9 protein-coding genes and 1 pseudogene are annotated in these 12,966 nt (G+C 62.6%); 2 read left to right on the top strand and 8 right to left on the bottom strand.

All coding sequences use genetic code 11. From position 1 onward, the window contains the following. From aceE to scpA, 5 genes and pseudogenes are all read right to left on the bottom strand, one after another. Positions 1-1,272 (bottom strand): annotated as a pseudogene (aceE, locus tag Q1L59_RS10870) (pyruvate dehydrogenase (acetyl-transferring), homodimeric type); the annotation flags it as partial. Between the two features lie 300 nt (positions 1,273-1,572). Further along, entirely contained in the window at positions 1,573-3,561 is a 1,989-nt protein-coding gene (gene accC / locus Q1L59_RS10865; protein ID WP_300332092.1) for an acetyl-CoA carboxylase biotin carboxylase subunit, read from the bottom strand. Positions 3,562-3,580: 19 nt separating this feature from the next. Further along, on the bottom strand, positions 3,581-5,113 hold the full coding sequence (locus Q1L59_RS10860) for an acyl-CoA carboxylase subunit beta (protein ID WP_300332091.1): 1,533 nt from the start codon (positions 5,111-5,113) through the stop codon (positions 3,581-3,583). An 81-nt stretch (positions 5,114-5,194) separates the two neighbouring features. Continuing rightward, positions 5,195-6,217 (bottom strand): methylmalonyl Co-A mutase-associated GTPase MeaB, encoded by a 1,023-nt coding sequence (meaB, locus tag Q1L59_RS10855; protein ID WP_300332089.1) that lies wholly within the window; start codon positions 6,215-6,217, stop codon positions 5,195-5,197. Positions 6,218-6,233: 16 nt separating this feature from the next. After that, entirely contained in the window at positions 6,234-8,408 is a 2,175-nt protein-coding gene (gene scpA, locus Q1L59_RS10850; protein ID WP_300332087.1) for a methylmalonyl-CoA mutase, read from the bottom strand. 199 nt (positions 8,409-8,607) lie between these two features. Between scpA and Q1L59_RS10845 the strand changes: the two genes are divergently transcribed. Continuing rightward, entirely contained in the window at positions 8,608-9,279 is a 672-nt protein-coding gene (locus Q1L59_RS10845; protein WP_300332085.1) for a GntR family transcriptional regulator, read from the top strand. Beyond that, positions 9,276-10,055, top strand: a complete 780-nt coding sequence (locus tag Q1L59_RS10840; protein ID WP_300332083.1) for an enoyl-CoA hydratase-related protein — start codon at positions 9,276-9,278, stop codon at positions 10,053-10,055. Before Q1L59_RS10845 ends, Q1L59_RS10840 begins: the two co-directional genes overlap by 4 nt. 22 nt (positions 10,056-10,077) lie before the next feature. On the opposite strand, the gene Q1L59_RS10835 is transcribed toward Q1L59_RS10840, so the two are convergent. The 3 genes from Q1L59_RS10835 to rfbB all read right to left on the bottom strand — a co-directional run bounded on the left by Q1L59_RS10835 (position 10,078) and on the right by rfbB (position 12,923). Continuing rightward, positions 10,078-10,878 carry a sulfite exporter TauE/SafE family protein gene (locus Q1L59_RS10835; protein WP_300332081.1) on the bottom strand — a complete coding sequence of 267 codons (801 nt, stop codon included), beginning with the start codon at positions 10,876-10,878 and terminating at the stop codon, positions 10,078-10,080. Between the two features lie 84 nt (positions 10,879-10,962). Then, positions 10,963-11,859, bottom strand: coding sequence for a dTDP-4-dehydrorhamnose reductase (gene rfbD / locus Q1L59_RS10830; protein ID WP_300332079.1), 897 nt, complete (start codon positions 11,857-11,859; stop codon positions 10,963-10,965). Further along, a complete protein-coding gene (gene rfbB, locus Q1L59_RS10825; RefSeq protein WP_300332077.1) occupies positions 11,856-12,923 on the bottom strand; it encodes a dTDP-glucose 4,6-dehydratase in 1,068 nt (355 codons plus the stop codon). The genes rfbD and rfbB overlap by 4 nt, the downstream gene beginning before the upstream one ends. Positions 12,924-12,966: the final 43 nt, after the last annotated feature.

Raw genomic sequence — 12,966 nt, 5'->3', positions numbered from 1 at the left:
GCGCTTGATCGCCTCGTAGTCGAGCTTCTTCTGCTGGTGCGAAATGTTCATCGCTTCGCCCGCCTGTCCCATGCCGAAGCCCTTGATCGTCTTGGCGAGGATCAGCGTCGGCTGGCCTCGGTGTTCGACGGCGGCCTTGTAAGCGCTGAAGATCTTGAAGATGTCGTGGCCACCCCGGTTGAGCGCCCAGACCTGGTCGTCGGTCCAGTCGGCGACGAGTTCCTTGAGTTCAGGCGTGTTGAAGAAATGCTCGCGCACGTAGGCGCCATCCTTCGCCTTGAACGTCTGATATTCGCCGTCTACTGCCTCCATCATGCGCTTGCGCAGGATGCCCTGGCGGTCGCGCAGGAAGAGTGCGTCCCAGTGGGTTCCCCAGACCAGCTTGATGACGTTCCAGCCGGCGCCGCGGAAAGTGCCTTCGAGTTCCTGGATGATCTTGCCGTTGCCGCGCACCGGCCCGTCGAGACGCTGCAGGTTGCAGTTGATGACGAAGATGAGGTTGTCCAGACGTTCGCGCGCCGCCATGCCGATGGCGCCGAGCGACTCGACCTCGTCGGTTTCGCCGTCGCCGAGAAAGGCCCAGACCTTACGGTCGCCGGCCTGGATGAAGCCGCGACTGTCGAGGTATTTCATGAAGCGCGCCTGGTAGATCGCCTGAATCGGGCCAAGTCCCATCGAGACAGTCGGGAACTGCCAGAAGTCGGGCATCAGCCAGGGGTGCGGGTACGACGAAATTCCCTTGCCCTCGACTTCCTGCCGGAAGCAATCCATCTGCTCGTCGCTCAGGCGGCCGAGCAGGTGCGCGCGCGCGTAGACGCCGGGAACGGAGTGCCCCTGAAAGAAGATCAGGTCGCCGCCGTGCTGCTCGGAGGGGGCGTGCCAGAACCACGAGAAGCCGACATCATAGAGTGCAGCAGCCGACGCAAACGAAGCGATGTGGCCACCGACGTTGCTGTCGCGGTTGGCGCGTACGACCATGGCCATCGCATTCCAGCGAATGAAGTTGTGGATTCGGATTTCGAGGTCGGCATTGCCCGGATACTTCGGCTGCCGATCAACCGGAATCGTATTGACATATTCGGTAGTCGCGCTGTAGGGGATGTCTATTCCTTCGTGGCGCGCCAGGGCGATCAGGCCGCTGATCAGAAAATGCGCCCGCTCGGCGCCTACACGCTCGATGACTCCACTCAGCGCGTCCAGCCACTCCTGCGTTTCCTGCGGGTCGGTATCGTTCAGGCTGGTCGATAGCGCGTTTTCGGGCAAAGCTGCCATGACTTGGGTCTCCTGGTCTGCAGAATCATGAAATACGATGGTCTGGCTGGCTTGCTACGGCGCGCGATGCGCGACCGCAGCATCAAGCCGCCCGGTGCTTCGGGGAGCAGGCGCGCAACCAGCGTTGAACGCCGCATGGTAAAACACTATTTTGTATTGCGCAATAACGCGGGCGGCGTGAGCTCAGCACAAAGCTATTGACAGCCGCTTCGGGCGGAAGTTGGTCCTCGCCAAGCGAAAAAAAGCCCGCTGGGCGGCGGGCTTTCTTGGTGTGCGGGCAGCGCCCGGCGGGCGACGGCCTTACTCGAACTCGATGATCACCTGGTCGACCGAGAGGCTCTCGCCGGGAGCGGCAACGATCTTCTTCACCTTGCAGTCGAGTTCGGCCTTGAGGACGTTTTCCATCTTCATGGCTTCGATCACTGCCAGCTTCTCGCCTGCAGAGACTTGCTGTCCGACGCTGACCGACACCTCGCGCAGGAGTCCGGGCATCGGCGAGAGCAGGAACTTGGAGAGGTCGGGTGGTTGTTTCTTCGGCATCAGCGCCAGCATGCGCGCGGCGTTGGCCGTCATCACCGTGACCTTGACCTGCTTGCCGAAGTGCACGACGCGGTAGAGCAGTCCAATCCGTTCGAGCTGCAGGCAGATCGGCGAGCCGTTGCACGTGCCGCGGAAGACGAGTTCGCCAAATTTCCAATCGGAAATCAAGTCGTAGCGGTCGCCGCCATGCCTGGCCGAATAGCCGCCCGGGATCGGCACGAGCGTGATCGGGTAGTCCTTGCCTTCCATCTGGACGACCCAGTCGCTGCCGACCTTGCGTTCGTGGCCGGGCATCTGGTCACTGATCTTGACCGCCCGATCGATGTAGCGTCGCCGTCCGAAAGCCGCCAGGGCGGCGAGCAGGCCGGGGTCTTCGTGTACCACGCAGGATTCGTCGAAGCCGTTCGGAAACTCGTCGGCGATGAACGAGGTGGTGAATACGCCGGAGAGGAAGCGCGTGTTCTGCATCAGCGCCGCCTGGAAGGGGATGTTCGAGTCGATGCCGCGAATGACGAAGGCGTTCAAGGCGTCGCGCATGCGGCCCACCGCCTGGTCGCGCGTGGCACCATGGCAGATCAGCTTGGCGATCATCGAATCGTAGTACATCGAGATTTCGCCGCCCTCGAAGACGCCGGTGTCGACGCGAACCTCGCCGTCGGTGGTTTCCGGCGGACGATACTTGACCAGACGGCCAACCGAGGGGAGGAAGCCGCGGAACGGATCCTCGGCATTGATCCGGCATTCGATCGCCCAGCCGTTCGCCTTGATGTCACTCTGTGTAAACGGCAATTCCTCTCCGGCGGCGACGCGAATCATCAGTTCGACGAGGTCGACGCCGGTGATCATTTCAGTGACCGGGTGCTCCACCTGCAGGCGGGTGTTCATTTCAAGGAAGTAGAACGACTTGTCCGAACCGACGACGAACTCGACGGTTCCGGCGCTCTGATAATTGACCGCTTTGGCCAGCGCCACCGCCTGCTCGCCCATCGCTTTGCGGATTTTTTCGTCGATGAACGGCGATGGCGCTTCCTCGAGAACCTTCTGGTGCCGGCGCTGGATCGAACACTCGCGTTCGAGCAGGTAGACGGTGTTGCCGAAGGCATCGGCGATGATCTGGATTTCGATGTGGTGCGGTCCTTCGACGAACTTCTCGATGAACACGCGATCGTCGCCAAAACTGTTACGCGCCTCGTTGCGGCAGGCTTCAAAGCCTTCAAACGCTTCCTTGTCGTTGAACGCGACGCGCAGTCCCTTGCCGCCGCCGCCGGCCGACGCCTTGATCATCACCGGATAGCCGATTCCCTGGGCGATCTCGACCGCTTGTGCTGCGTCGACAATCTCCGAGTTGTAACCCGGAATGGTGTTGACCTTGGCTTCCTGCGCGAGCTTCTTGGACGCGATCTTGTCGCCCATCGCGGCGACCGAATAATGCTTGGGACCAATGAAGACGATGCCACTGTCTTCCAGGCGACGCGAAAACTCCTCGTTTTCAGACAGGAAGCCGTAACCCGGATGAACGGCTTCGGCGCCGGTCTGCTTGCACGCGTCGATGATCTTGTCGATCACCAGATACGATTCTTTCGAAGGTGGGGGACCGATGCAGACGGCCTCGTCAGCCATCAGGACGTGCATCGAGTCCTTGTCGGCTTCGGAATAGACCGCGACGGTCTTGATTCCCATCTTCTTTGCGGTTTTCATCACCCGGCAGGCAATTTCTCCGCGGTTGGCGATCAGAATCTTTTTGAACATGGCTCTTTCTCCCCGGGTATCAAAGCGGAATGTTGCCGTGCTTGCGCCACGGGTTTTCCAGTTTCTTGTTGCGCAGCATCGCGAGCGAGCGGCAGATCCGCTTGCGCGTCTCGTTCGGCATGATCACGTCGTCGATGAAGCCACGCGCGCCGGCAACGAACGGGTTGGCGAACTTGGCCTTGTATTCGGCTTCGCGCGCGGCAAGCTTCGCCGGGTCGTTCTTTTCTTCGCGGAAGATGATTTCGACGGCGCCCTTCGGACCCATCACGGCGATTTCAGCCGACGGCCAGGCGAAGTTCACGTCGCCGCGCAGGTGCTTCGAGGCCATCACGTCGTAGGCGCCACCGTAGGCCTTGCGGGTGATCACGGTGATCTTCGGCACCGTGCACTCGGCATAGGCGTAGAGCAGTTTGGCACCGTGCTTGATAATGCCGCCGTATTCCTGAGCAGTTCCCGGCATGAAGCCTGGCACGTCGACGAAGGTCACGACCGGGATGTTGAACGCGTCGCAGTAACGTACGAAGCGTGCCGCCTTGATCGAGCTCTTGATGTCCAGGCAGCCGGCCAGCACAAGCGGCTGGTTGGCGACAATGCCCACGGTCGATCCGTCCATCCGGGCAAAACCGATGACGATGTTCTTGGCGTACTCGCGCTGCAGCTCGAAGAAGTCGCCGTCGTCGCTGACCTTGATGATCAGTTCCTTGATGTTGTAGGGCTTGTTCGGGTTGTCGGGAACCAGGGTGTCGAGCGAGAAATCGAGCCGGTCAGCCGGATCCTGCGAGGGTAGACGAGGCGGCTTTTCGCGGTTGTTCGAGGGCAGGAAGCTGATGAAGCGGCGCAGCATCATCAGCGCCTCCACATCGTTCTCGAAAGCGAGGTCGGCCACGCCCGACTTGGTCGTGTGCGTCACGGCGCCGCCGAGTTCTTCCGAGGTCACGTCTTCGTGCGTCACCGTCTTGACCACTTCCGGGCCGGTGACGAACATGTACGACGAGTCCTTGACCATGAAGATGAAGTCGGTCATCGACGGGCTATAGACTGCGCCGCCGGCGCAGGGGCCCATGATCAGCGAGATTTGCGGGATCACTCCGGATGCGAGGACGTTGCGCTGGAAAACCTCGGCGTACCCGGCCAGCGAGGCGACACCTTCCTGGATGCGTGCTCCGCCCGAGTCGTTCAAGCCGATCACCGGCGCCCCGACCTTCATCGCATGGTCCATGACCTTGCAGATCTTCTCGGCGTGCGCCTCGGAGAGCGAGCCGCCGAATACGGTGAAGTCCTGCGAAAAAACGAACATCAACCGACCATTGATCGTGCCGCAACCGATGACCACGCCGTCGCCCGGGACGGACTGGTCGGCCATGCCGAAGTCGGTGCAGCGATGTTCCATGAACATGTCCCATTCTTCGAATGAGCCGCTGTCGAGCAAGAGCTCGATCCGTTCACGGGCAGCCAGTTTGCCCTTGCTGTGCTGGTTGTCGATGCGTTTCTGGCCACCACCCAGACAGGCCGCCGCGCGCTTTTCTGCAAGCTGGCGAATGATGTCATGCATAAGTTCTACTCCCTAACGGTCGCGTCAATCAGAACTACTCAAACAAGTCGGAGGTTTCTGCGATTCGTACAATTCGTGCATTCAGTGATGCAGATAGGCCAACAGGCGTGCGGCAGCCGCGCCGGGTGTCGTCCGTCCCTCAGCGACATCGGTCGCCATCGCTGGCAGGGCAGCGCGGACGGCTGGATGAGAATGAAAATGGTGGCGCAAGCCGGAATCGATCAGGTTCCACATCCAGTCGACGGCTTGCCGGCGGCGTTTTGCGTCGAACTCTCCGCTTGCCATCATCGTTGTCCGGTAGCGCTCGATCTCGCTCCAGAACTCGACGATGCCACGTTTGGCCAGGGCGCTGACGGTGAGCACCGGCGGGCGCCAGTTGGGGCTGCTGCTGCGCAGCATGGTCAGCGCGGCGCGCATCTGACCGCGCGCAAAGGCCGCTGCACGCTCGTCGATGTCAGCCTTGTTGAAGACGACGAGGTCAGCAATCTCGACGATGCCCTTCTTGATCGCCTGCAGGTCGTCGCCGGCGTTGGGCAACTGCAGCAAGACAAAGACATCGACCATGCCGGCGACGGTCGTCTCCGATTGGCCGACACCGACGGTTTCGACGATGATCACATCGAATCCGGCAGCTTCGCAGACGAGCATCGCTTCACGCGTTTTGTCGGCGACTCCGCCAAGCGATCCGGCTGAGGGGCTGGGCCGGATGAACGCCTCGTCGCGCTGGCAAAGCATTTCCATACGCGTCTTGTCGCCGAGAATCGAACCCCCGGAAACCGACGACGAGGGGTCTACCGCGAGCACCGCAACGCGCCTGCCGGCTTCGATCAAATTGATCCCGAGCGTTTCGATGAAGGTCGACTTTCCGGCGCCCGGCGCCCCCGAGATGCCGACGCGTATTGTTCGTCCGGTATGCGGCAACAAAGCGGCGAGCACTTGGCGCGCGCGCCGCTGATGATCGCTGCGGGTGGATTCGACGAGCGTGATCGTCTTCGCCAGCGCTCGCCGATGCCCCCTGAGCACCCCATCGACCAGATGCTGGTCGGCATGCGCCAAGCCGGCGGCGGCTCCGCCGCCGGCAGACTTGCTGCTGCTCAGATCCATGATCGAGACCGTGCGGCTAGGCTGGAACCTGTGCGCGCGCCTTGCGGATCTCCTCGAGTACGGTCATCGCCGAATCCTCGATGCGGGTTCCCGGACCAAAGATGGCTTTCGCCCCCGCCTGGAAGAGGAAGTCATAGTCTTGTGCCGGAATGACCCCACCGGCAAAAACGATGATGTCGTCCGCGCCCTGCGCCTTCAGCGCCTTGACCAGGGCCGGCAGCAAGGTCTTGTGGCCGGCTGCCAACGAGGAGACGCCAACCGCATGCACGTCGTTTTCGATCGCCAGCCGTGCAGCCTCTTCCGGAGTCTGGAAGAGCGGCCCGACATCGATATCGAAACCGAGGTCGGCAAAAGCGGTGGCGACCACCTTGGCACCGCGGTCGTGCCCATCCTGACCGAGCTTGGCGATCATCACGCGCGGCCGCCGGCCTTCGTCTTCGTTGAACTTGGCGATTTCGGCTTTCAGCTTCTCCCAGCTCGACATGCCTTCGACGACCGCACCGTACACTCCGGAGACCGTCTGCTGTGTCGCGCGGAAGCGCCCGAAGATCTTTTCCAGCGCATCCGAAACCTCGCCGACGGTAGCCCGCAAACGCATGGCCTTGACCGTGAACTCGAGCAGGTTGCCTTCTCCGGTTTCGGCGCAGCGGGTCAGGTCGGCAAGTGCCGCATCGACCGCTGCGCTGTCGCGCGCTGCGCGTACCTGCGCCAGACGGGCGACCTGCGCTTCGCGCACGGCGTTGTTGTCGATGTCGAGAATGTCGATCTCCGCCTCCTTGGCCAGCTTGTACTTGTTGACCCCGACGATCACGTCCTTGCCTGAGTCGATGCGTGCCTGTTTGTCGGCCGCGCAACCTTCGATCTTCATTTTCGCCCAGCCCGATTCAACGGCGTGCGTCATGCCGCCCATCGCCTCGACTTCTTCGATGATCTTCCAGGCTTCGTCGACCAGATCCTGCGTCAGCCTTTCCATCATGTACGAGCCCGCCCATGGATCGATGACATTCGTGATGTGCGTCTCCTCCTGGATGATGAGCTGCGTGTTGCGCGCGATGCGGGCAGAGAACTCGGTTGGCAGCGCGATCGCCTCGTCCAGGGCGTTGGTGTGCAGCGATTGCGTGCCGCCAAAAACCGCCGCCATCGCCTCGATGGCCGTCCGTACGACATTGTTGTACGGGTCCTGTTCGGTCAGCGACCAGCCGGAAGTCTGGCAGTGCGTACGCAGCATCATCGACTTCGGGCTCTTCGGCGAGAACTCCTGCATGATCTTCCACCAGAGCAGGCGAGCCGCGCGCAGCTTGGCGACTTCGAGGTAGAAGTTCATGCCGATGGCAAAGAAGAAGGAGAGTCGCCCGGCGAATTCATCGACATCGAGACCGGAAGCCAGTGCGGTCTTGACGTACTCGCGACCGTCGGCCAGCGTAAACGCGAGCTCGAGCGCTTGCGTCGCGCCGGCTTCCTGCATGTGATAGCCGGAGATCGAGATCGAGTTGAACTTCGGCATGTGGTGTGCCGTGTAACCGATGATGTCGGAAATGATCCGCATCGACGGCTTGGGCGGATAGATGTACGTGTTGCGGACCATGAACTCCTTGAGGATGTCGTTCTGGATCGTGCCCGACAGCTTCTCTTGAGCGACGCCCTGTTCTTCGGCGGCGACGATGTAGCCGGCGAGAATGGGCAGAACGGCACCGTTCATCGTCATCGAGACCGAGATCTTTTCCAGCGGGATGCCGTTGAACAGGATCTTCATGTCTTCGACCGAGTCGATCGCCACGCCGGCTTTGCCGACGTCGCCGGTGACGCGCGGATGATCGGAGTCATAGCCACGGTGTGTGGCCAGGTCGAAGGCGACCGAGATGCCCTGGCCGCCGGCTGCGAGCGCCTTGCGGTAGAAGGCGTTCGACGCCTCGGCAGTGGAGAATCCGGCGTACTGGCGGATCGTCCACGGCCGCACGGCGTACATCGTCGCTTGTGGGCCGCGCACAAAGGGCGCCAGTCCGGGCAGCGTATCGCTGTACGGCAGGCCTTCGACATCCTTCCTGGTGTACAGCGGCTTGACGACGATCCCTTCCGGGGTGACCCAGTTGAGTGCCTCGACGTTGCCGCCGGGTGCCGACTTGGCGGCAGCTTTCTTCCAGGCGTCGAGGTTGGCAAAATCTTGTGGCGCAGCGTTGTTCGCGTTGGACATAACGGACCTTTCACGAAATCTGTGGAATGAGGCGTTGCTCGCTTCACTGTGGGGGGGAAATCGCGCCGCCCGAAGGGCAGGGCCGGCTCGCATTCGGCGAGATTTGCGCTTGACACCCCGCCCGACGAATAATACTGTATCCATAATTATGAAGGCAAGTTCCAATGCTCACGCTTAGCAATTTGGTAGATGGATTGCCATGGGTCCGAGTCGTATAGCGCAAACGGCGCTCTACCAGGAAGTTGCCGAGCGCTTGCGGCAGCGGATTTTCGCGCACGAACTGCAGCCCGGCGTGCGGATTGACGAACAGGCACTGACGATCGACTATGGCATCAGTCGAACGCCGCTGCGCGAGGCCTTGAAGGTGCTCGCTGCGGAAGGACTGGTCACCTTGAAGCCGCGGCGTGGCTGCTTCGTGACCGAACTGTCCGAGCAGGATCTCGATGAGATCTTTCCCCTGATGGCGATTCTCGAGGGCCGTTGCGCGCTCGAAGCGACGGCCAAGGCGCAAGCGCGTGAAATCGCCAGCCTCGAGCAGATTCATCGAGAGCTTGAGGGTTTCGCCGAGACCCGCCAGATCGAGCGCTTCTTCGAACGGAACCAGGAGTTTCACGCGCGCATTCAGGACATGGCCGGCAACCGCTGGTTGCGGCAGACGGTGCGCGATTTGCGCAAGGTACTGAAGCTGACGCGTCTGCTCTCGTTGAGTATCGAAGGGCGGCTGGAGCAATCGCTCGCCGAGCACGAGCAGATCCTGGCGGCGATCAAGGCGGGCGACGGCATGCTTGCCCAGAGCCTGATGCACGATCATATTCTCTCAGTTCGTCATGCCTTGGCGAGAAGCCATGTGGAAGTCGAGGCGAACCGGTGAGCGGCACGATCGTCACTGCGCGCGCAGGGGCCGTGGCGACGGTCACCCTGTCGAATCCGGGCAAACGCAATGCGCTCGATCTGGCGATGTGGCGGAGCTTGCGCCAAGCGATAGAAGCGCTGTCGGCCGATGATGAACTGCGTTGCCTGTTGGTGCGCGGTGAGGGTCGGGAAGCCTTTGCCGCGGGCGGCGACATCGAGGAGTTTCGTGTCCAGCGCGACACGGTCGACCGGGCGATGTCTTATCACGCCACCGCCGGCGCTGCGCTGGCGGCGCTCCATGACTTCGGAAAACCGACGATTGCGCTGATCGAGGGCGCCTGCATGGGCGGTGGCCTGGAGATCGCCGCGCAGTGCGATCTGCGCATTTGCGGTGTCTCGGCCCGCTTCGGGGTGCCGATCAACCGCCTGGGTTTCTCGATGTACCCCGGCGAAATGGAAGGTCTCCTGCGCCTGCTGGGCAGCGCAACAATGTGCGAACTTCTGCTCGAGGGGCGGATTCTCGACGCGTCGGAGGCCTTGGCGAAAGGTCTGGTGACGCGGGTCGTAGCCGACGACGAGGTGCTTGGCGAGGCTTACGCTTGCGCCCGGCGTATCTGCGCTGGCGCACCATTGGTGGCGCGGTGGCACAAGCAGTGGATTCGCCGCTTGCAGCAGGGCTTGCCTTTGAGCGAAGACGAGCAGCGCGCGTCCTTTGCCTTCCTGTACACCGAAGATTATCGCGAAGGACTGAACGCGTTCATCGAAAAACGGACGCCGGAGTTTCGCGGACGCTGAGTCGGCGCCGCGCGCTCGCCGCTCAGGCGAAGATGCCCCAGGACATCTTCGCCGCGAGCAGAATCAGAATTCCCGCAAAAAGCCGTTTCAGCGTCCTGACCGGCAGGCGGTGTGCGAGACTGGCGCCGAGCGGCGCGCTCAGCATGCTCGCCGGGACGAGCCAGATGAAGGCCGGCAGGTAGATGTAGCCCAGGCTCCAGGCCGGCAGCCCGGGCTGCTCCCAGCCGTTGACGATGTAGCCCAGCGAGCCGCCGAGCGCGATCGGAAAGCCGACCGCTGCCGAGGTGCCGATTGCATTCTGCACGCGCACATTGCACCAGGTCAGGAAGGGCACGGTGAGCGATCCGCCGCCGATCGCGACCAGCGCCGAGATCGCGCCTATGCCGGTGCCGACAGCCAGGACACCGCCGGTGCCCGGCAACTCGCGCGAGGGCTTGGGTTTGATATCAAGGATCATCTGCAGGGCAATCAGGCAGACGAAACCAGTGAAGAACAGAGCGAGCGGCCGGGCGGGCACACTGGCGGCGAACAAGGTGCCGAGCAGGGTGCCGAGGAGAATTCCGGGCGTGATCTGGGCCACCACGGGCCACAACACGGCGCCGTGGCGGTGATGCGCACGCAGGCTGGCCAGCGCAGTGAACAGGATGGTCGCCATCGACGTGCCCAGCGCGAGATGCAGGACCTCGGTGGCCGGAAACGCAGCTTGCGCGGCAAACATCAGGGTCAAGGTCGGAACCATGACCAGCCCCCCGCCGATTCCCAGCATTCCGGCAAAAAAGCCGGTGAACACACCCAGTGCCGTGTAGGCCAGCCACCAGATCAAGTCGAACTCCCGTGACGCGCAGCGTGCGCTGCAAAAGCACCATGATCGCACGCTTTGCCGCCGGGCAAGCAAGCGCCGGGCGACCTAACGGGCGAAGACTTCGTCGAGCATGCGCTCGACGCCGATCTGCCAGGCGGGCAGCGTGAGGTCGAAGCTCTGCCGCAGCTTGCTGGTCTCGAGCCGCGAGTTGTGTGGCCGCATGGCGGGCAGCGGATAGGCCGAAGTGGGGACCGCTTCGATCGCTTCGGGCGCGACGCGGATTTCCCGGCCAGCCTGGCGCGCGTACTCGATGATGTGTAGGGCGTAACCGTGCCAGCTTGTTTCGCCGCTCGCCGCCAGGTGGTAAAGGCCGGCCAGTTCCGGGCGATCGCGCAGGCTGCGCACGAGTTGCGCCGTGACATCGGCCAACAGTTCGGCGCCGGTTGGCGCTCCGAACTGATCGGCAACGATCTGCAGGCGTTCGCGCTCGCCGGCCAGGCGGAGCATCGTGTGGGCGAAATTGCTGCCGCGCGCCGCATAAACCCAGCTTGTACGCAGCACCAGGTGTTTGCGCCAGGTGGCGACAGCGTGTTCGCCGGCCAGCTTGGTACGCCCATAGACGCTCAGCGGGTTCGGTCGATCGGTCTCGCGCCAGGCGCTCTCACCGCTCCCGTCAAAGACGTAGTCGGTCGAGTAATGCACCAGCCAGGCGCCCAGGTGTGCAGCTTCCTCGGCGAGTACGGCGGGTGCCTGCGCATTGATCGCCGCGGCCAGTTCCGGTTCGCTTTCGGCGCGGTCGACGGCGGTGTACGCAGCCGCATTGACAATCAGATCGGGTTCGACCTGACGCACGCAGGCGGCGAGCCCGGCCGGATTGGTGAAGTCGCCGCACAGCGCGCCATCGCCTTCATGATCGAGCGCGACGATTTCCCCCAGCGGCGCCAGGCTGCGCTGCAGCTCCCAGCCGACCTGCCCGCGCTTGCCGAAAAGCAGGATTCTCATGCTTGTCGCTGGCTGTAATTTTTCGCCAGCCAGTCGCGGTAGGCGCCGGATTGCACATCCTTCACCCATTGCTGATTGGCCAGGTACCATTCGACGGTGAGGCGGATGCCGCGCGCAAAGCTGTGTGCTGGCTGCCAGCCGAGTTCGGCTTCGATCTTGCGCGCGTCGATTGCGTAACGCCGGTCGTGCCCTGGCCGGTCGGCAACGTAGGTGATCTGCTCGCGATACGGTTTGCCGTCGATGCGCGGGCGCAGTTCGTCGAGCAAGGAGCAGACGGCATGCACGATCTCGATGTTGGGTTTTTCGTTATTGCCGCCGACGTTGTACGTTTCGCCCGGGCGACCGGCCGCGAGCACGCGACGGATCGCACTGCAGTGGTCCTTGACGTACAGCCAGTCGCGGATCTGGCGACCGTCGCCGTACACCGGCAGCGATTTGCCCGCGAGCGCGTTGACGATGAGCAAGGGAATCAGCTTTTCGGGGAAATGAAAGGGTCCGTAGTTGTTCGAGCAGTTGGTTGTCAGAACGGGTAGACCGTAGGTGTGGTGGTAGGCCCGGACGAGATGATCGCTCGCCGCTTTGCTGGCGGAATACGGGCTGTTCGGTTGATAGCGATGCTCTTCGGTGAAGGCGGGCGCAGTGGCCGTCAGCGAGCCGTAGACTTCGTCGGTGGACACGTGCAGGAAACGGAAGGCCTGCCGGGCAGCGGCCGGCAACGCCGACCAGTACGCACGCGTTGTCTCGAGCAGGTGAAACGTGCCGACGACGTTGGTCTGGATAAAGTCTTCCGGCCCGTGAATCGAACGATCGACGTGCGACTCGGCGGCGAAGTTGATCACCGCGCGGGGTTGGTATTGCGCCAGGAGGCTCGCGGTCAGGTGCGGGTCGCCGATGTCACCGTGCACGAAGAGATGCCGCTCGTTCCCGTCCGCGCTGGCCAGGTTGGATCGGTTGCCAGCGTAGGTCAGCTTGTCGAGATTGATCAGTGGCTCGTCGTTGTCGGCCAGCCAGTCGAGAACAAAGTTTGCGCCGATGAAGCCGGCGCCGCCGGTAACCAGAATCATGCCAAATCCTTAGCCGCAAAGCCTGGTTTGCAGGGAAGATCAA

The organism is Accumulibacter sp. (assembly GCF_029255125.1).
Classification (GTDB): domain Bacteria; phylum Pseudomonadota; class Gammaproteobacteria; order Burkholderiales; family Rhodocyclaceae; genus Accumulibacter.
This window is presented reverse-complemented; position numbering and strand designations above follow the sequence as displayed.